The organism is Erythrobacter sp. JB3-1, from assembly GCF_057364995.1.
The window spans coordinates 1,183,877-1,203,485 of record NZ_CP200289.1; the positions used below are offsets into that span (position 1 = coordinate 1,183,877).

Here is a 19,609-nt window from a genome sequence, read left to right on the forward strand (position 1 = left end):
ATTTTATCCTTGCAAGAAACCGAAGGATCGCACAGCCGCTTCGCCGTTGTCTAGCATTTTTGAACTGTTCGCACCAATCCGTCGTCCATACTCGTGGCAGGTGTCCAATTCAGCGTATCTGCGAACCTAGAGCCATCGTAAGCCGCATTGCCAAAGATGCTTTGTGCGCGTTTGCCGAGTAACAGTCGGGCTGGCCATTCAACAAGAGGTGCGGGGAGTTTGAAAACTCGGTCACCATGGCCATAAAGGGTCAGTAACTTTCGATAGAGCTCAGCGGTTGAGACCGGATCGCTATCAGTCACGATAAAGTCGCCAACATCCTTAGTGCCCAAAGCCCTGTTGATCGCATCACATAAGTTGCCGACGAATATGAAACTTCTGCTATTTTTGACGGCTCCAAGTGGCAGTGGCACGCCTCGAGACGCGGCCTTAGCGAATGGGATGAACCACGCTTTCACGCCCTGCCCATAAACTGCGGGAGGGCGGATCGAGATTGGATGAAACGCTTCATCAGCGAGGCTAGCGATTGCTCGTTCGGCTGCAAGTTTGGACGCTCCATATGGGCTTTCCGGCTGCGGCAACGCACTATCGTTAGTGATTTGGCCCGGTGCTGAAGAGGAACAGATCGCTGCGACTGAACTCAGGAATATAAACCGACTGCAGGAGGCGGCTTTGGCCGCTTTTGCAAGGCGATTGGTCAGATCGGTATTATATTGATGGTATAACACTGCCGCCATCTCGTCTGGCTCGCTAGCCGTGACATGTACCCGCGCTGCGCAATGGATGATTGCATCGCATCCATCAACGATCGGCTCTAGCGCCGCTTGAGTAAGATCTCCGCACGCTACGTTTTCCGCCGCTCCTTCAATGCTATTAACAGAGCGGCTGATTGCCCGGACGACGTGCCCTTGATTGGCTAGAGATTGGACCAGCTTTCGGCCAATAAAGCCCGCGGAACCCGTTACGGCAACTCGTTTCATGACACAGTAATGTCAGGCGCGTCTTCTTGTTTCATGCCGACCACATGATAGCCAGCATCCACATGTTGGACCTCGCCGGTTACGCCGCTGGACATATCAGACAGGAAATAGAGCGCTGAGCCGCCGACCTCGTCGATGGTGACATTGCGGCGCATGGGCGAGTTGTATTCGTTCCATTTGAGGATGTAGCGGAAATCGCCAATTCCGCTCGCCGCCAGTGTCTTGATTGGCCCCGCGCTGATCGCGTTTACCCGGATGCCTGCTGGACCCAGATCATTGGCGAGATATTGCACGCTGGTCTCCAGCGCCGCTTTGGCGACGCCCATCACATTGTAATGCGGGATGACTTTTTCTGCGCCATAATAGGTCAGCGTCAGGATGCTGCCGCCGCCTGAGCCGTCCTCTTGCAAGGGCGGCATCATTTCTGCAGCGCGCTTGGTCACCGCGACCAGCGAATAGGCGGAGATGTTCATCGTCATCAGGAAGTTATCGAGGCTGGTGTCGACATATTTGCCGCGCAGCTCCGATTTGTCGGAAAAGCCAATCGCGTGGACCACAAAGTCCAGTGTGTCCCAGCGGGATTTGAGCGTATCAAACGCACTGTCGAGCGACGCCATATCCGACACATCGCATTCAAACACAAAATCGCTGCCGAGCTGCTCTGCTAGCGGTTTGACCCGCTTGGCCAGCGCATCCCCCTGATAAGAAAACGCTAGTTCAGCCCCTTGCTGGGACAGTTGCTTGGCGATGCCCCAGGCGATCGACTTGTCATTCGCAAGGCCCATAATCAGCCCGCGCTTGCCCTGCATTAGACCTTGACCAGCCGTACCCATCGCATCCTCCTCGTCATTCTTTACCTGCGTCTTGCGCGTCGCCGTTCTCGCTCGCTTGCCTGCTATCACTGTCAGGTTCTGCAAGCGCAGCGTTCAATTCCGCGCCGATCACCAGCCCTAGCCCCACCAGCCAGAAAAAGAAAAGCGCGATCATGATCCCGGCAAAACTGCCGTAGGTGAGATTATAGGTAAAAAAGCTGCGCAAGATCGGCGGCAGCGCGCTGGAGACCCCGAGCCACCAGGCGGCGGTAAACAAAGCGCCGGGCCATTTGGGATAGGCCTTTGTCCGGTATGCCGCCGGGGTCAGTGTGTAGAACAGCATGTAAAGCGAGCCAAACAGGCCAAAGGCCGGGATAATGCGCGATAGGCGCAAGGTGCCGGCCGCCTCGGTCAATTGCGGGAAACGCGCATCGATCGGCTGCTGGGCGGCGCCAATCGCAACCTGCGCAAACAGCGAACCCATCAGGAGCACGACCGCGCCCAGGATTAGTCCCGCAGATAGCAGGCGGTATTTCCAAAACGCGTGGCTGGCGACCGTGCCATAGGCGCGGCGCAGAATATCGCGAATGGTCTCAACCAGGCTGGAGACCGTCCATAGCGCGACACCCGCACCAAACCACAGCAGCCAGCCGCTGCGCGCGCCCATCGTGTTGTTGGCGACCGGCGCGATAGTGTCTGCGACAATCGGCGGCATTGCGGTGAGCACCGTCGCAATCAGCCCGGCGCTGTTCTCTTTGCCGCCAACCAGCTCAAACAAGGCCGCGCCAAGGATAAAGAACGGGAAGATCGCCAGCATCGACAAATAGGCCAGATTGCCGGCGTGGATGAAGCCATCATTATAGGTGCCAATCGCGGCCCGCTTCACCACGGTGAACGCACGCGAGCCCGGCCCAAGCGTGCTCAGCATTTTGCCGCGCACAGAGAGCGGCGCTTCGCGTGCGCTCATCAGACCTTGCGGGCTTGTTTGCGCATTCAGGCGGGCGCGGCGGGCCTCCGGCGAGAGCGAGCGCACTTCGTGGATGTGGTCGTTGGGGGGACGTGTGGGCGCGCCCATTGGTTAGAACACCCTGATGATCACAGGCCAAATTTCTCACGCGGTTTGTCTGGATCGCTCCAATCGCCGAGCTTTTCCGACAGGGTATCGAGGTCTTCGGGCAATTGGATCTCCAGCGTCACCAATTGATCGCCGCGCTTACCGCCCTTTTTGGTCCAGCCTTTGCCGCCCAGGCGCATGACTGTGCCGCCATTGGTGCCGGGTTTAATTGTCAGCATGACCGGGCCATCGACAGTTGGGCATTTGACCTTCGCGCCGCGGATCGCCTCGTCCAGCGTCAGCGGCAAATCCATGCGGATATGATCGCCGTCGCGGCGGAAGAACGGGTGGCTGCCAACCTCGACAATCACCAATCCATCGCCTTTGCCGCCCGGGCCATCATGGCCCTTGCCTCTTAGGCGCATTTGCGTGCCGTCTTCGACGCCAGCGGGCAATTTCAGATCAATGGTCTTGCCATCGGCTAGCGTGATACGTTGATCCACGCCTGCTGCTGCATCAATGAACGGAGCCGCCAGTCGGTATTGAATGTCTGCGCCTTTTTTTGGCGGAGGTGAGGGGCGCGCGCCAAATCCGCCGCGCCTTTGCCCGCCGCCCATTCCACCTCTGGCGCCGCCGCGCGGTTTGCCGCCGCCAAACAGACCGTCGAACAGATCGCCAAGGTCCATATCGTCCGGGCTGAAGCCGCCAAGGTCATCCGCACTGTAACTGCGCCGTGCGCCGGCTCCGCCGCCAAATCCTCCGCCCGGGCCGCCGCTGAAGCCGCCGAACGGGTTGGTGGGATTGCCTTCCATATCAATTTCGCCGCGATCAAACTGAGCGCGCTTGGCGCTGTCAGACAGCAGATCATAGGCTTTGGTAGCGTCGGAAAAGCGCTCCGAGGCTTTGGGGTTGTCCTTGTTTTTGTCCGGGTGCAGCTCTTTGGCGAGCTTGCGATACGCGCTCTTGATCTCCTTTTCGGAGGCGGTGCGGGCAATGCCAAGGGTGCTATACGGGTCAGCCATAGCGTATTAGCTAAGTGCAACAGTCCCACGGCGCAAGCGTGCACATGCGCTTGTCCTGATTGGAGAGCGCCAATCCGGCTATGCGCCCTAGAATCGGCGAAATTACCTAGTTCTGCAATGAACCGTGCATTTGCTAAGACGAGTTGCGAAAGAAAATGCGTTGCTTCAACTATTCTTAACCACTATTCACGAGGGGGTAACGTAAGCTGCGCAATTGCAGTCGTTCAGTTTTTTTATGAGGGTTTCTCAAATGAATAAGAAGAACATTTTCGCAGCTTTGGCTGTTGTTGGTCTCGCAAGCGCGCCAGTCATGGCGCAGGTTGCTGCACCTGTTGAAGCTGAAAGCGAACTCGGCGGCGACAGCGCTGGTCTCGTAGCAGCTGGCTTGATCGCTGGTATCATTGCGATTGGCGTGTTCGCCTTTGCCGATGGCGACGATGACGATACGCCTGTTAGCGCATAAGACGCTTTAACATTTAAGCTGATTTGCGGCCCGGCCTCCACTGCGGAGGCCGGGCCGCTCTCATTTGGGCGCTAGTGGAGGCGCGAATAGTGCCTTTATGGCGCTGCGCTTTCCTACTTGGGTGCGGGGCAGTAATTCTCGTTGCATGATGGCCCGAACATCCCACATGACGAGCATGCGAAGCGGCGCTGGTTTGCACTGCGGTGAAAGCGAGCAGTTTTTGCCTCTGGACAGTGTTCCAGGTGTTCCAAGCGTGGCTGACGCGCGGTGAAGCGAGTGGGAAATGACATGACTGATACAACCCTGAATGCCGCGCAATTGGCGGATAGCGCGATCCCCTCTGGCGCGGATCCCTACGCTCTGTTCGATGAGTGGTTTGCGCTTGCCAAGGCGAGCGAGCCGAACGATCCAAATGCGGTGGCTATTGCCACTGCAACCGCCGATGCTGCGCCATCCGTTCGCATGGTCTTGCTGAAAGAGCATGGACCGCAGGACGCGCCCGCTGAGATCGGGGGCGGGGGCTTCACCTTCTACACCAATGCGCAAAGCCGCAAAGGCAGCGAGATCCTCGCCAATACCCAGGCAAGCATGCTGTTTCATTGGAAGAGCCTGCGCCGCCAAATTCGGATCGAAGGGCGCCTATACGAGGTGACGGCTGAGCGCGCCGATGCCTACTTCCACTCGCGTCCGTTCAAGAGCCAGGTTGGCTCTACGGCCAGCGAGCAATCGCGCCCACTTCCCAATCGGCAGACCTATGTCGATCGGGTTGAGCAAGTGCGCGCGGAGCATGAGGCGGCTGGTAAAGTGCCGCGCCCGGCGCATTGGACCGGGTTTACGCTGGTACCCAGCCGTATCGAGTTTTGGCTCGACCGCGACAATCGCCTTCACGACCGCCGCCTGTTTGAGCGCGCGCCTGACGGCTACTGGTCCGATACGCTGCTCTATCCGTGAAGGAGCACCCAATGACGCAGACAATACCCTATTGGCATGTTGACGCCTTCGCCGCCCAGGCCTTTGGCGGAAATCAGGCGGCGGTCATGGTGCTGGATGAGTGGCTACCGGATGATGTGCTCGTCAAAATTGGCGGCGAGAACATGTTCGCGGAAACTGCCTTTGTGGTTCGCGATGAAACGGGCGAGGCTGATTGGGAACTACGCTGGTGCACGCCGACCTACGAGATCGCGCTGTGCGGTCATGCGACATTGGCGGCTGGTCATGTGCTGCTTTCCCACCACGAATGGGGAAGCGAGAATGGCGGGCGCGAGTCCGTCACCTTCCGTACGCGCAAGTCAGGCATTCTTGAAGTTAAGCGAGTAGGTGAGGGCTATGAAGTGGCGCTGCCTGCGATCAGGACCGAGCCTCGAGCCCATCCAGAAGCGGTGAAACTGCTCGGGGCCGAGCCGCTGCTGGTCCACCGCAATGACACGCTTTACAACATCTTCCTCTATGAAAACGAAGCGCAAGTGCGTGCGCTTAAGCCTAACCTAAAGGCGCTTGGTGCGCTGGGCGTTGACCAGTTCGATTGCACCGCGCCGGGCGACAACAGCGATATCGTCAGCCGCGTGTTCGTGCCCGGTGCGGGCGTGGATGAGGACAGCGTGACCGGCTCTGCGCACGCAGCGCTCACACCGTTCTGGGCCGAGCGGCTGGACCGCGACAGTTTCACAGCGCATCAGGCATCGGAACGCGGCGGCGACCTAACCTGCCGTCTGGACGGAGAGCGTGTCTGGCTCGGCGGGCCATGCGTGACTGTGGTTGAGGGTGTGTTTTACGTTTGAGTGATCAGTCTGCGTACGGGTGCTCGCCTAAAGCTGCGGATAAAGCGCGAGCACGTCGGCGGCCTCTTCAAGCATGGGCGGGCGTTCTTCTGAAGTGGAATGACCGAGGCGCACCAGGGTCACGCGCTGATCTGGTGAAACCAGCACATACTGGCCCATATGCCCGATCAGCGAGAACAGGCTGGCCGGCGCACGGTCTGGAAACAGCGGATGGGGACGATCGCTTCTCGCTTCGCCCAATGGCCGATTGAGCCAGGTTTGCAGGCCGTAATGCGGGCTTGCTGGGCTAGGCGTGACCATTGCCTCGACATAGCGGCGCGGGACCAAGCGCTCGCCGTTGGGGGCGCGGCCATTGGCACGCAGGAACTCGCCAAACTTGGCCCAATCGCGCGCGGTGGCATGCATCAAACTGCCGCCGATCATCGTGCCTGAGGCGTCGAACTCCAGCACCATGGAGTCCATGCCGAGCGGATCGAACAAACGCTCGCTCAAATACTCGGTTACCGCTGTGCGCCGCCTATCGGGATCATCGCTCTCGGTCAGCGCTCGGGTCGCAATATCGGCGAGGATCACAGTGGTGTTGGATGAATATTCGAAGGTCTCGCCCGGCTCCGCCTCCAGCGGTTGCTCCTTAGCCCAGCGTGCCATGTCGTCTCGTCCGTCGAGAAACAGCATGCGCACCTCGGAGGATTCGTATGGCGGATCACCAGCCTCAGTATGGCGCAGCCCGCTGCGCATTTGCAGCAATTGCCGCAAGGTGATCTCTGCGCGCGGATCGCCGGGGCGCTGCCACATAGGAACTGGAGCAGCCTCGTCGAGGCGCAAACGTCCATCCGCAACCAGCATGCCGACCATCACCGCTGTCACAGTCTTGGCCATGGACCAGCTAATATGCCGGGTATCCGCGTTATAGCCCTCGCCATAGCGCTCTGCGGCGATCTCTCCATCCGCTATCACTACGACAGCGCGGGTCTCACCGATCCCCTCGGCATTGAACAATTCGTCGATGGCGCGGGCCAGATCTTCGCGCGGGGCGCCCGCGTTCTCAGTGACGGCGGCCAGTGCCTCGTCGCTGAGCGGTGCCGGTCCAGCGGACGGGGCTTCGCCGCATGCGGAAAGCAGCATCAAAGGGGCTGACAGAAGCGCAAGAGCGGCGTTAGAGGAGATGTGACGCACAGACATTTGACACTCAATTCCCCAAGGATCACGGTTTAGCAATGGCAAATTCAACGCGGCCGCGCGCGGCGCGATCATCGCGAGTGGGATTGTGGCTTTTCCTCCTCATCCTGATCGCTTTGGCGGTAGCAGCATGGGTCTACCGCGAGCCCGTGCGCGGCTATGCGAATGCGGGCACAAGCTATTCTGCGCGGGTTGCGTGCTCATGCCGGTTTGTCGCGGGGCGCAGCCTAGAAGACTGCAAGAAAGACAAACTTGCCGGGATGGAGCTGATCACTTTGGTCGATAATGTGAAGGCGAAAAGCGTAACCGCGCGCTTCCCATTGGTCACCGATGCAACCGCGACCTACCGCGAAGGCTATGGCTGCGTGATGGAGAAGTGGGAGGGTTGAGCAAGACCCTACTGCTTAAGCCGCTGCGGTCGTTCCATCGATCCAGCCGCCGCCTACCACGCGCTCTCCGCAATAGATCACGGCGGCCTGTCCGGGAGCGACACCGAATTCTGGCTCAGCGAAGCGGATGGAGCAGGTCGCCCCATCGCCCAGCTCACCGATCAGCTCGATCGGCACAGGCTTGGCAAGGCTGCGCACTTTCGCGGTCAGCGGAGCGTATGGCAGCGGGCCAATCCGGTTGGTCTCAATGACTTTCGCCTCGCTCACCGCGAGCATGACTTTCGGGCCGACGCGAACCTCGCGGTTGTTTGCGTCGAGGCCCACGACATAAAGCGGCTCCGGCTGTCCGCCGATATCCAGACCCTTGCGCTGACCAACGGTGAAATGCACGATTCCCTTATGCGTGCCCAAAGTCTCCCCGGTTTGCGCGTGCACGATGTCGCCTGGGATGCCCCCTTCAGGGCGCAGTGATTTCACGATCTTGGCGTAATTGCCATCGGGCACAAAGCAGATGTCTTGGCTATCGGGCTTGGCGGCATTGCGCAATGCGGCCGCTTCAGCCAGCTCGCGCACCTGCGTTTTGGGCAGGCCGCCCAGCGGGAAACGGATATAGTCCAATTGCTCCTGCGTGGTTGCATAGAGGAAATAGGATTGATCGCGTGAGGGATCGACCGCGCGGTAAAGCTCTGGCCCTGTGTCCTCCAGCACTCGCCGGACATAGTGGCCGGTGGCGAGGCAGTCTGCACCCAGCTCACGCGCCATGCGGAACAGATCGGTGAACTTGGGGCCCATATTGCAGCGGATGCAGGGCACCGGCGTGCGGCCAGCCAGATATTCATCAGCGAATTGTTCGACGACGTCCTCGCGAAAAGCGCTCTCATGGTCGAACACATAGTGGGCGATGCCCAAGCGATCGCATACCGCGCGGGCATCCTGAATGTCATCGCCGGCGCAGCATGCGCCTTTGCGGCCCGTCGCTGCACCATAATCATAGAGCTGCAGCGTAATCCCGATCACTTCTGCGCCGGTATCCGCCGCCAAAGCTGCCACTACAGAGGAATCGACGCCGCCGCTCATTGCCACAACGATGCGCGATTCGCTCGCCGGCTTGGGCAAGTCGAACAGGGCGGTGCTATCGAGCCCAAAGGTAGGGCTGGCATCAAGAAGTGTGTTGTCAGTCATTGCAGAGGGCGTCTTTACACCCGCTTTGCTGCGGGTTCCAGTGCTTTGCGGGACGCGCGTTAAGGCCGGTCTTTGGGTGATGATATGCTGCGTGAGAACTTGCGAATACTTGAAGGCCCGGCCGCCAATAGTCCTAAGAGCAGGTAAATGTGAGTTTTACCTCATGTTGACATGCTTGCCTTAGAGACGAGCGAATGTTCGAAAACGTTTCACCGATTCACAGCGCTCAGTTGCAGGCCGAACTGGCTGCAGCGGGTATCGCCGTGCCGACATCGCTGACCCAGATCGACGCGAGTGCCAATGGCATGGACGATGATCGGGGCGGCAATGCTTTGCGCGCAATCGGCTGGAGCGAACTGACCGCACGGATCAACGCAGCGCACGACCTTCGCGCCGTATTGCGCCGCGATGCGGTCCATGGATCTGTTAGCGTCGCGAGCTTTGGAGATGCGGCAGCAAGTTATTTTGCTGCGATTGGAGAAAGCGAACGGCCTGTTAACCCTATTGATTTAGAGGGTCGCAAAGCCTCAGCCACTATAAGGCTTCAACACGAAGAGAACGCGGTAAGAGGCGATCGAGAGACGATAAATGATTGAAAATCAGGACATCCGCCCCGCACAAGTCATTGGCCCACTTGGTGAGCCACTGACGATTGATGACTTGCCGTCACCCAAGACGAAACGTTGGGTTGTGCGCCGCAAGGCTGAAGTCGTGGCTGCGGTAAATGGCGGTCTCTTGACCATTGACGAAGTACTTGAGCGCTATGGGCTGACTCTTGAAGAGTTCGCATCGTGGCAGCGCGCGGTCGATCGTTCAGGCATGCAAGGCCTGCGTGTGACCCGCATCCAGCATTACCGTGACCTCTACGAGCGCCAGCTTAAATACTGACGCCTTAGGCGTGTGAGTACGGGCATTTCTCGGGCCCAGATTCGCACAAACTCGTAAAACCCCCTAGCATCCTGTGGTTCTCGCGCTCTAAAGGGCGCGGGACGCAGTGGATTCGCGCCTTGGCGCGGCCCGTTGCTGATAAAGAAAACCTCAGGAGGGATCATTATGGGTTGGATTATTGCTCTTATCGTCGGCGGCGTGGCCGGTTGGCTCGCTAGCTTGGTTATGAACCGCGATGCATCGATGGGCATCTTTTGGAACATTGTCGTGGGCTGCGTTGGCTCAATCGTCGGTAATGCGATTGTTGGCCCGCTGCTGGGCATCAGCGGCAGCGTGCAAGAATTCTCATTGATCGGTTTGGGCGTTGCTGTTGTCGGCGCCGTAGTGCTTCTCGGCATCGTTAACCTGATCAAGCGTGGCAGTGTGCGCTAAGACCCTGTGACAAATACGCATCTAAGGGCGGGGCATCGGTGGGCTGCCTCGCCCTTTTTCGTGCGCGCTTAGGAACTTATGCGCCATGCCGCTCGTCTATAGTCAAAGTCATCAGTCGAACCGCGCATTGCCCGATGCGCGGCGTCGGCGTATGAGGGATTGTACAAGGTGACTTATGAGTATAACACACCTGTGCGATACACCTGAGGTTTAGCCATGAATTACGAAACTACCATCACTGCAGAGGCCGCCGATAGTGTGCCGACAGACTTGTCGGGCACTGCCGCCGATAAGCCGCGCGTCTCGCGCCCTGTGGTGTTGATCGGTATCGGCATCCTTGGCTTGCTTCTGGCGATTGCGGCTTATGTCGTGCTGACTTCGGATGACGGTGTCGGTGCGGGCGATGACAATGATCAGGCGCCGGTCGTAACCGTGGTTGCCCCTGGCAAAACAACCGTCGAAGGCGTGATCACTGCGCCTGGTACTTTGGCCGCGCGGCGTGAAATGCCAGTTGGCGTGGTGGGCGAAGGTGGCCGGGTGGTCTCCGTTCCCGTGGATGCGGGCGATTGGGTTCGTCAGGGCCAAGTGCTGGCCGTGATCGACCGCTCAGTTCAGTCCCAGCAGGCACAGGCGCAAGCGGCTCAAATCGGCGTTGCCAAAGCGGACGCGCAATTGGCGCAGGCCAATCTCGACCGCGCGCTGCAATTGGTTGAGCGCGGTTTCGTCTCCAAGGCCGATGTCGATCGCCTGACTGCGACGCGCGATTCTGCAAATGCCCGGGTCCAGGTGGCCGAAGCGCAATTGCGCGAACTGCGTGCACGCGCGGCTCGGCTTAATATTGTCGCTCCGGCGGCGGGCCTGCTGCTTGAGCGCAATGTTGAACCGGGACAAACGGTCTCTGGCGGCACGCCAAGCCTGTTCCGGATTGCGCGCGGCGGCGAAATGGAAATGCTGGCGCAGCTGAGCCAAGAACAAATCGCATCCCTTGGTCAGGGTGTAGCAGCCACTGTCGTGCCGACCGGATCAACCAAGAGCTTTACCGGTCAAGTATGGCAGGTTTCGCCGATTATCGATCCTCAAAACCGCCAAGGCATTGCGCGCGTCGCATTGTCCTATGCGCCGGAATTGCGCCCCGGCGGCTTTGCCACTGCAGAAATCAAGAGCGGCACGGTCGTCGCGACGATCTTGCCCGAAAGCTCGGTCTTGGCCGATAGCGAGGGCAGCTATGTCTACATCGTCAGCGACGAGAAGAAGGCGGAGCGGCGGGCGATCAAGACCGGCATGGTCACGCCTGACGGTATCGTCGTGACCGAAGGCCTCGACGGCAGCGAGCAAATTGTGCTGCGCGCCGGCGGCTTCCTGACCGAAGGCGAAGCGGTCTCGCCCCAGATGCTTGAGGATAGCTAGTCGCCATGAGTTTTCGGAACATCTCTGCTTGGTCAATCCGCAATCCCGTGATCCCGCTGGTTGCGTTCACCGCAATGTTCTTGGCGGGCCTGCTCAGCTTCAACAAAATGGATGTGGTGAACAACCCGGATATTGAGTTTCCGGGCGTCGAAGTCACCATTTCTCAACCAGGTGCGGCCCCAACTGAGATCGAAAACCAAATCACGCAGCAGGTCGAATCGGCTGTGCGTTCGCTTAGCGGTGTCCGCAACATATCTTCGACCGCGCGCGAGGGCAGTTCAAACACTTTTGTCGAGTTTGAGCTTGGCATTGATCCCAATGTGGCCGTTGCTGAGGTCAAAAATGCGGTCGATAGCACGCGTGGGAACTTGCCTGACGGGATTTTAGAACCGCGCGTTAGCAAGGTCGATATTGCTGGTGGTTTCCTCGGCATTTACGCCGTCGAAGCGGACGACATGACGATTGAGCAGCTCGGCTGGTTCATCGACGACACCGTTTCAAAACAATTGCTGTCTGTGGAAGGCATGGCTGAGGCCGGCCGGTGGGGCGGGGTAAACCGCGAGATTGAGGTTATTCTTGATCCAGCGCGGCTTTCCGCGCTCGGCGTCACGGCCAGTCAGATCAACCAAGTGCTACGCGTCGACAATGTTGATGCCGCCGGCGGCATGGCCGAGATTGGCGGCGCGCGGCAATCGGTGCGCGTGCTTGGCAACACCGAAAGCGCGTTTGAACTGTCTCAGCGCCAGATCCGCCTCAACAATGGCACGTCGATCAAATTGGCTGACGTGGCCCGAGTGCGCGATGGCTATTCTGAGCGCACCTCGATCAGCAAGGTGCGCGATAAGGAGGTCGTCAACTTCTTCATGTCGCGCGCAAAGGGCGCCTCAGACGTAACAGTCTACGAAGAAGCTTTGGAGATCATTGACAGGATTGAGACAGAAAATCCCGGGGTGAAATTCATCCCGCTGTTCAACACCGTCAAATACACAAAAGACCAATACACCAGCTCGATCTCCGCCATGGTGGAGGGCGCTGTTTTGGCCGTTGTGGTGGTGTTCTTCTTCCTGCGCGATTGGCGCGCGACGATGATCTCATCGATTGCGATCCCGCTGTCGGCGATCCCGACTTTCTGGTTCATGGATTTGATCGGCTTCAACCTCAACCAAATGTCTTTGCTGGCATTGGGTCTGGTCGCGGGGGTCTTGGTTGATGATGCCATCGTTGAAATTGAGAACATCGTCAGACACATGCGAATGGGCAAATCCGCCTATGAAGCATCGATTGACGCGGCGGATGAAATTGGTCTGCCCGTTGTCGCGACCAGCTTTTGCATTATCGCGGTGTTTTTCCCCGTTGGCTTGATGCCGGGCATTACGGGGCAGTTTTTCAAAAACTTCGGCCTGACGGTCGTGATCGCGGTTTTGATGAGCTTGGCCGTGGCGCGGATGATCACGCCCATGCTTGCTGCCTATTTCCTGCGTGCAGAAGGGCACGCCGCGCATGGCGAAGGCAAGTGGATGGACCGCTACATGCGGGTCCTCAACTGGTCGCTTGATAAGACGAAGATGTTGGAGCGCCGCGAAGGTGTGGACGCCCCGCGGTATCGCTGGCTCTATGTACTTTCTTTGCTGCTCACGGTCTTTGCTTTGCTCGCAGCGTCGGCGGCCGGTTTGTTCATGAGCTTTGGCGTCGTCTCGGGCCTCGACATTCCTGCCAAGGTTGCGGCGCTCGTTTCCAGCGATCCAAACTCCTTCGCATTCGGCCTGGTCTCGAAAGTCTTCGAACTCCTGTTCCTGGTTCTAGGCCTAGCAGTCGGCTTCTTGGCTGGTTGGCTGGTCTTTAAAGTCATCCAATTGCTCAGCCGTTTCAGCAGTGGACAGTTCTCGCACAGCGTAAAATACATGACCGCGCGCTTCTTCGACCACCGGGTCTGGATGCTGGGCGTCGGCTATTTCGCGCTTCTGCTGACTGTGCTGTTGATGCAGAAAACGCCGTTTCAGGCATTTCCGGATATTGATGACGATAACGTTCGGGTTGAGATCGAGATGGTGCCCGGCACTACGCTGGCGGATACCGAACGCGTAACCGATCAGGTTTCCGCCTTGATGTATGCGCAAGATGATGTGGAGCTGGCGCTGGAGCGCGTGCGCGAAGGCGCGGCGACCATGTTCGTCACCCTGAAGGAAGATCGCTCGAAAACCTCGGTCGAATTCACCCGCGATCTGGCGCCAGAACTGGCGCGCATTGCGGATGCGCGCGTCCGCTTCCAAAACGACAATGGACCGGGCGGCGGCGGCAGTGGGCGCGACTTTACGATCATGTTGGCGGGTTCTGACCCGGCTTTGCTCAATGCCACTGCGGCGAAGGTCGTTGAAGACATGCAAAAGCTCGACTCGGTGGTTGCCCCGCGTGTCAGCGCTGATATTCCGCGGCCGGAGATCATCATCCGTCCGCGCCAAGAACTGCTTGCGGATTTGGGCGTTTCTACCGTCGCGCTCAGCCAAACGATCCGCATCGCGACGATGGGCGAGATAGAGCAGAACTCGGCCAAATTCTCACTGTCTGATCGCCAAGTGCCGATTTCCGTCAGGCTGCCGGCCTCTTCCCGTGAAGATATGACGACGCTGGAAAATCTGCCGGTTCCGACAGCGGGCGGCGGATCGGTGCCGCTCGGCACGATTGCTGAGATCTCATTCGGGTCGGGGCCCACCTCGATTCAGCGCTACAATCAGAACCGCCGGGTTTTCATCGGCGCTGACTTGGCCTCTGGATTCCTGCGCGGTGATGTGAATGCGCAAATTGAGGAGCTACCAACCCTGCAGGACCTGCCAACCGGCGTCATCCGCGATTCCATTGGCGCAGCCGACGTTGAGAATGAACTTGCTGAGAATTTCAGCACGGCCATTCTTGCAGGCGTCCTGCTCGTCTTTGCGGTGCTTGTGCTGCTGTATAAGCGCTTGATGAGCCCGCTGGTGAACATGACGTCGCTTGCGCTGGCGCCACTCGGTGGAATTTTCCTTGTCTGGATCGTGGGTCAGCCGCTTTCCATGCCGGTGATGATCGGCATCCTGCTCTTGCTTGGGATCGTGTCCAAAAATTCAATTCTCTTGATAGACTTTGCGATTGAGGAAATGGCCGACGGCACGGATCAATTCAAAGCGATCATGGAGGCTGGCCATAAGCGTGCTCAGCCGATTGTAATGACCACAGTCGCGATGACCGCGGGCATGGTGCCAACGGCGCTGTCGTTGTCAGGTGATGGCGCATGGCGCCAACCTATGGGCGTTGTGGTGATCGGCGGCTTGATCCTGTCAACCGTGCTGACCCTGTTGATCGTTCCGGCTGGTTTCAGTCTGGCCGATAGTTTTGAGCGGCGCGCTGGGCCGTGGATGCGTCAACGCTTCCTCACCTATCGTCCGGGCGATGAGGACAGCAGCAACACCCCAGGGGCGTCTAATGTGCCTGAGGCGGGCGGCGAGCCTAAGCCTTCGGCGACTCCGGCAACCCGTTTGCCGCCCGGGGCCGAGCCTGCCGAGTGAGCGAACTCGCGCTAATGCCAGCCACCGTGCTGCAACTCCCAGCGGCATGCTAGGCGCGCGGCCATGTCTGATGCTCAGCCAATTCCACTAAAGTTCGGCGGCGAAGCGCTGACGGCGGACCGTGCGCGGCGTATGCGCTGGACGGCGACCGGGTTGCTGGCGGCGATGGCGCTGCTTTTCTTTACGACGCATCCCTATGTCGAGCTGCACCCGGCATGGGGCTATGTGAACGCCTTTGCCGAGGCGGCAATGGTTGGCGGCCTAGCCGATTGGTTCGCGGTGACCGCGCTGTTCCGTCACCCGCTCGGCCTGCCAATCCCGCACACGGCGATCATCCCTGAGAACAAAGACCGCATCGCTGATACGATGGCGCAGTTTCTGCAGGAGAATTTCCTGACCCCCGCCGTGGTGGCGCGGCGCATGGCGAGCATGAATGTCGCGCGCGCCGTGGGTGATTTTCTGGTGGCGCCCGCACGCAGCGACGACGGTCCTGACCCTCGCTCCCGCATCACGGGAGGGGCCGCAGAATTGCTGGCTGAGGTGCTCGAATCGCTCGATCCTGACCGGCTTGGCAATCAAGTGCGCAGCGGGCTGGGCAATCAATTTGCCAAAATTGATATCTCGCCGCTGGTCGGCCGAATGCTGGAAAGCGCGATCGCCGATGGACGGCACATGCCTTTGATGGATGGCTTCATCCGCTGGGCGGGCCTGACGCTGGAAGACAATGAAGAGACGGTGCGCGAAGTGATCCACGCGCGCGCCAATGCGGTGCTGCGCTGGACTGGCCTTGATGAGCGGATCTCAGGCTCTGTGCTGGATGGCCTCTATAAACTGCTGGCAGAGGTTCTGGTCGATCCCGAGCATCCACTGCGCAGCAAGATTGAAGAGGGGCTCGCCAAACTCTCGCAAGATTTGCAGCATGACCCTGAGACCCGCGAGCGTGTCGAGAGCATGAAGCGCGACCTTATCGAAAATCCGGCGGTGGCCGAATGGTGGATGGGCGTGTGGGAACGCATCCGCAGGTCCTTGATCCGCCGCGCACGCGAGGCTGACAGCGAGCTGGGCAATGAAATGCGCAAAGGCCTGTCCGAGCTCGGCAGCGCGCTCAAACAGGATGAGCGCTTGCAACTGCAGATTAACCGGTTTGCACGGCGCACTCTGGTGGGCGTCGCGACCCGCTATGGCGGCGAGATTGTGACCCTGGTCTCTGACACGGTGAAGCGCTGGGATGCGACCACGATCACTGGCCGGATCGAAAGCGCGGTCGGCCGCGATCTTCAGTTCATCCGCATCAACGGCACCCTGGTGGGCGGGCTCGTCGGCATGACGATCCATTTCATCATCGGCTTTATGTAGCAGAGACTGCACCCGGCTGCGGACAAGTACGCAGGCCCATTGCAGCCATCAGTTTGGCAATAGCGGCTAGCAACAAGGCATGCCTTCCAAACAGCCAACTCCCGCACCAAAGACGATTCGCTTAGCCGCCGGCGCGCAAGCAGTGATCAACGGCGCTTTGGTGACTGCTCTGGAGCCGTGCCAGTTCGAAGTTGGCTCCGGCGCTTATGTCCTCACGAGCCGGGCGCTTTGGCGCAGCCAGCGGGACCGCTCCAGCAGCGCCGATGCGCTGTACTTTGCTATGCTGGAGGCGTGCACTGCATCGGAAAATTTTGAGCCCGCACGCTTCCGCTTGTTTGCCGCCCTGAGCGAGGTTGTGGCCCAAGACCGCACGCACCAGTCGCAGAAGGAATGCGCCGCCTGCGCCGCAGCTCTGGTCGCGGGCAATGCAGAGGCCGCGCTAGCAAGTGCGCGCCGATTGGCTGAGGTGAATGCCGCGAAAGCAAAGCGCACGCCAAGCCCTCGCGGAGCGCCGGCGCAGCGGCGGGCGCAGATCGTCTCAAACGGGACGGTTTAGTTGTTCACTTTGTAAGTAATCGAGGTGAGGTAATACGATGCCGTCGGCGCGCGATTGGCGCCCAATCCAAACCGCATATGTGCCCCTATAAAGCAAAACCCTCGCCCCACAATAACGAGGCGAGGGTCTGCTTCAACCTTAAGTCTTTATGCAGAGCAGTGGCTTAGCCGAGCTTTTGCGTCAGCTCTGGCACTGCATTGAACAGATCAGCGACCAGTCCGATATCTGCCACTTGGAAGATCGGTGCATCTTCATCCTTGTTGATCGCAATGATCACTTTGGAGTCTTTCATACCCGCAAGGTGCTGGATCGCGCCGGAAATGCCGATCGCGATATAGACCTCTGGAGCGACGATCTTGCCGGTTTGGCCGACTTGATAATCGTTCGGGACATAGCCTGCATCCACCGCGGCGCGCGACGCGCCGATGGCGGCGCCAAGCTTGTCAGCCAGCGGAGTGATCACGCTTTCGAAGGTTTCGCTGTCTTTCAGCGCGCGTCCGCCGGATACGATAACGCCCGCGCTGGCGAGTTCTGGACGGTCGCCGCCATCAGCAATTTCGCTGCTGACAAAGCTGGAGATACCAGCATCGCCGGGGCCGCTTGCGTCTTCAACCGAGGCTGATCCGCCAGTAGCCTCTGCCTTATCAAAGGCTGTGCCGCGAACGGTGATCACCAGCTTGGGATCGGCGCTTTCGACGGTGGCGATGGCATTGCCGGCATAGATTGGACGGGTGAAGGTCTTGCCGCCTTCAACTGAGAGAATGTCGGAGATCTGCATCACATCAAGGTGTGCTGCGACGCGCGGCGCGATGTTCTTGCCGCTCGTGGTCGCCGGGGCGAGGAAAGCGTCATAGCGGTCCATCAGGCCAGCCACCAATGGGGCAACGTTCTCAGCGAGGCCATTGGCGTAAGCGGCATCATCCGCCTTCAGCACTTTTGATACGCCTGCGATCTGCGCGGCACCATCGGCGACAGCGCCGCAATTGTGGCCAGCGACTAGCGCGGTCACTTCGCCCAGCTTGCCTGCTGCGGTGACGACAGCCAGCGTGGCGTCATTAACGGATGAATTGTCGTGTTCGACGAGAACCAGAGTGTTCATGGTCTTTATTCCTTATCCTGCTCAGGCGCGCCTCAGGCGATGCCCAGAGCCTTGATCTTTTCAACCAGCGCATCGACGTCGGCGACCTTTTCGCCGGCCTGACGGACGGGCGGCTCAGCGACATTGGTGGTCGTGAGGCGCGGGGCCACATCGACACCGAAATCGGCCGGGGTCTTGCTGTCGAGCGGCTTCTTCTTCGCCTTCATGATATTCGGCAGCGAAGCATAGCGCGGCTCATTCAAACGCAGGTCAGTGGTGACAATCGCTGGCAGAGTCAGCTTGACGGTTTCAAGACCGCCATCAACTTCGCGCTTCACTTCGACGCTGTCGCCGTCAACGGCGACGGTGTTCGCAAACGTGCCTTGCGGGCGACCCATCAGAGCGGCGAGCATTTGGCCGGTTTGGTTCGAGATCGTCAGAGATCGATTGCTTGCCGAGCAGCACGAGACCGGGCTGTTCTTCGTCCGCAATCGCTTTCAGGATCTTCGCAACGGCCAGTGGCTCAACCTCTTCATCGGTCTCAACTAGGATCGCGCGGTCTGCGCCCATGGCGAGCGCGGTGCGCAGCGTTTCCTGAGCCTTCGCAGGGCCGATCGAAACAGCGACGATTTCTTCGGCTTTGCCCGCCTCTTTGATGCGAATCGCCTCTTCGACAGCGATTTCATCAAACGGGTTCATGCTCATTTTGACATTGGCCAGATCAACGCCCGTGCCGTCGGCTTTAACGCGCGGTTTCACGTTATAATCAATCACCCGTTTGACGGGGACGAGGATTTTCATCGCAGTTCCTTCCTTATGGCGCTTAGGCGCAACTCTACTAAACACCGCCCTAGCTTGCGTTTACGTAAACGTCAAGTAACGCCGTAGTCCCAAGTGGATGTTTCGCAGGCAGTCCTCGCGCGCTGATCGCTCAAGGTCAAGCCTGCCCTTTTGAGAGCTTTGCAGGTAGGGTTGTATAGAACAGAACAGTGAAAGTCCGGGAGTGGGCACGAATGGCAATCGGATATGGAATCTTGATGGCGGTCACAATTGTCGTGGTGGCACCACCTAGTGCGATATCTGCGCAAGAGGAGCTGGTCGAAGATGTAACCTTAGAAGCGCAGTCGCCCCCGAGCGCATCAAGCTGCTCGGATGCCTACACGACTCTCGCAATGAACAATTGTTTGAGTGGGCTTTTGAGGAAAGCTGACATGCGCCGTGCGCACTATCTACAAATTGCACGGCAAAGAAACTTGGACCGGCCTGAACTTGCGCAGTTGATTGCCGCCAGTGACACCGCCTTCACTGCTTATCGCGATGCTGAATGCCGGGCAGTTTATGAAGACTGGAAAGAAGGCTCAATTCGCGGCGTGATGCACCTAACTTGCCAAATTGAAATGACGGACGAGCGTACGCATACAATATGGCAAAACTGGCTTACATATCCTGACAGCACGCCGCCCATTCTGCCGGAGCCGAAACCGACGCGATAGA

Annotated in this window: 19 protein-coding genes and 1 pseudogene; 12 read left to right on the forward strand and 8 right to left on the reverse strand. The window is 59.0% G+C overall.

The window, feature by feature from the left end:
• Positions 1-50: 50 nt before the first annotated feature.
• The 4 genes from AC0V6M_RS05590 to AC0V6M_RS05605 are packed head-to-tail and all read right to left on the reverse strand — an operon-like array spanning position 51 to position 3,868.
• Positions 51-980, reverse strand: a complete 930-nt coding sequence (locus AC0V6M_RS05590) for an NAD-dependent epimerase/dehydratase family protein (RefSeq protein WP_486137860.1) — start codon at positions 978-980, stop codon at positions 51-53.
• Positions 977-1,813, reverse strand: coding sequence for an enoyl-ACP reductase FabI (fabI, locus tag AC0V6M_RS05595; protein ID WP_486137861.1), 837 nt, complete (start codon positions 1,811-1,813; stop codon positions 977-979). The genes AC0V6M_RS05590 and fabI overlap by 4 nt, the downstream gene beginning before the upstream one ends.
• A 13-nt stretch (positions 1,814-1,826) precedes the next feature.
• The gene (locus tag AC0V6M_RS05600; protein WP_486137862.1) at positions 1,827-2,867 is read right to left on the reverse strand and encodes a YihY/virulence factor BrkB family protein; all 1,041 of its coding nucleotides are present in this window, start codon (positions 2,865-2,867) and stop codon (positions 1,827-1,829) included.
• 20 nt (positions 2,868-2,887) lie between these two features.
• A complete protein-coding gene (locus tag AC0V6M_RS05605; RefSeq protein WP_486137863.1) occupies positions 2,888-3,868 on the reverse strand; it encodes a DnaJ C-terminal domain-containing protein in 981 nt (326 codons plus the stop codon).
• 250 nt (positions 3,869-4,118) lie between these two features.
• Between AC0V6M_RS05605 and AC0V6M_RS05610 the strand changes: the two genes are divergently transcribed.
• From AC0V6M_RS05610 to AC0V6M_RS05620, 3 genes are all read left to right on the forward strand, one after another.
• Entirely contained in the window at positions 4,119-4,331 is a 213-nt protein-coding gene (locus tag AC0V6M_RS05610) for a hypothetical protein (protein ID WP_486137864.1), read from the forward strand.
• Between the two features lie 288 nt (positions 4,332-4,619).
• The gene (pdxH, locus tag AC0V6M_RS05615; protein WP_486137865.1) at positions 4,620-5,282 is read left to right on the forward strand and encodes a pyridoxamine 5'-phosphate oxidase; all 663 of its coding nucleotides are present in this window, start codon (positions 4,620-4,622) and stop codon (positions 5,280-5,282) included.
• An 11-nt stretch (positions 5,283-5,293) separates the two neighbouring features.
• Positions 5,294-6,109, forward strand: a complete 816-nt coding sequence (locus AC0V6M_RS05620) for a PhzF family phenazine biosynthesis protein (RefSeq protein WP_486137866.1) — start codon at positions 5,294-5,296, stop codon at positions 6,107-6,109.
• 27 nt (positions 6,110-6,136) lie between these two features.
• On the opposite strand, the gene AC0V6M_RS05625 is transcribed toward AC0V6M_RS05620, so the two are convergent.
• Entirely contained in the window at positions 6,137-7,234 is a 1,098-nt protein-coding gene (locus tag AC0V6M_RS05625; protein ID WP_486137867.1) for a serine hydrolase domain-containing protein, read from the reverse strand.
• A 92-nt stretch (positions 7,235-7,326) separates the two neighbouring features.
• On the opposite strand from AC0V6M_RS05625, the gene AC0V6M_RS05630 reads away from it, so the two are divergent.
• Complete coding sequence (locus tag AC0V6M_RS05630) at positions 7,327-7,677, forward strand: hypothetical protein (RefSeq protein WP_486137868.1); 351 nt, start codon at positions 7,327-7,329, stop codon at positions 7,675-7,677.
• 15 nt (positions 7,678-7,692) lie between these two features.
• Here the strand turns inward: AC0V6M_RS05630 and mnmA are convergent, their stop codons facing one another.
• Positions 7,693-8,859, reverse strand: coding sequence for a tRNA 2-thiouridine(34) synthase MnmA (gene mnmA, locus AC0V6M_RS05635; RefSeq protein ID WP_486137869.1), 1,167 nt, complete (start codon positions 8,857-8,859; stop codon positions 7,693-7,695).
• A gap of 194 nt (positions 8,860-9,053) precedes the next feature.
• Here mnmA and AC0V6M_RS05640 point away from each other — a divergent pair, with 194 nt between their 5' ends.
• From AC0V6M_RS05640 to AC0V6M_RS05670, 7 genes are all read left to right on the forward strand, one after another.
• Positions 9,054-9,455, forward strand: coding sequence for a hypothetical protein (locus AC0V6M_RS05640; protein ID WP_486137870.1), 402 nt, complete (start codon positions 9,054-9,056; stop codon positions 9,453-9,455).
• Positions 9,448-9,747 (forward strand): CtrA inhibitor SciP, encoded by a 300-nt coding sequence (gene sciP, locus AC0V6M_RS05645; protein WP_218316081.1) that lies wholly within the window; start codon positions 9,448-9,450, stop codon positions 9,745-9,747. Before AC0V6M_RS05640 ends, sciP begins: the two co-directional genes overlap by 8 nt.
• 165 nt (positions 9,748-9,912) lie before the next feature.
• The gene (locus AC0V6M_RS05650; protein ID WP_486137871.1) at positions 9,913-10,179 is read left to right on the forward strand and encodes a GlsB/YeaQ/YmgE family stress response membrane protein; all 267 of its coding nucleotides are present in this window, start codon (positions 9,913-9,915) and stop codon (positions 10,177-10,179) included.
• 216 nt (positions 10,180-10,395) lie between these two features.
• A complete protein-coding gene (locus AC0V6M_RS05655; protein ID WP_486137872.1) occupies positions 10,396-11,586 on the forward strand; it encodes an efflux RND transporter periplasmic adaptor subunit in 1,191 nt (396 codons plus the stop codon).
• Between the two features lie 5 nt (positions 11,587-11,591).
• Positions 11,592-15,125, forward strand: a complete 3,534-nt coding sequence (locus AC0V6M_RS05660; RefSeq protein ID WP_486137873.1) for an efflux RND transporter permease subunit — start codon at positions 11,592-11,594, stop codon at positions 15,123-15,125.
• A gap of 132 nt (positions 15,126-15,257) precedes the next feature.
• A complete protein-coding gene (locus AC0V6M_RS05665) occupies positions 15,258-16,481 on the forward strand; it encodes a DUF445 domain-containing protein (RefSeq protein WP_486139574.1) in 1,224 nt (407 codons plus the stop codon).
• Between the two features lie 79 nt (positions 16,482-16,560).
• The gene (locus AC0V6M_RS05670) at positions 16,561-17,037 is read left to right on the forward strand and encodes a flagellar biosynthesis repressor FlbT (protein WP_486137874.1); all 477 of its coding nucleotides are present in this window, start codon (positions 16,561-16,563) and stop codon (positions 17,035-17,037) included.
• Positions 17,038-17,200: 163 nt separating this feature from the next.
• Here AC0V6M_RS05670 and AC0V6M_RS05675 read toward each other — a convergent pair whose 3' ends face one another.
• Together AC0V6M_RS05675 and AC0V6M_RS05680 are read right to left on the reverse strand one after the other, a co-directional pair.
• Entirely contained in the window at positions 17,201-18,136 is a 936-nt protein-coding gene (locus AC0V6M_RS05675; RefSeq protein WP_486137875.1) for an electron transfer flavoprotein subunit alpha/FixB family protein, read from the reverse strand.
• Positions 18,137-18,168: 32 nt separating this feature from the next.
• A pseudogene (locus tag AC0V6M_RS05680) lies at positions 18,169-18,916 on the reverse strand (electron transfer flavoprotein subunit beta/FixA family protein).
• 212 nt (positions 18,917-19,128) lie between these two features.
• On the opposite strand from AC0V6M_RS05680, the gene AC0V6M_RS05685 reads away from it, so the two are divergent.
• Complete coding sequence (locus AC0V6M_RS05685) at positions 19,129-19,608, forward strand: lysozyme inhibitor LprI family protein (RefSeq protein WP_486137876.1); 480 nt, start codon at positions 19,129-19,131, stop codon at positions 19,606-19,608.
• Position 19,609: the final 1 nt, after the last annotated feature.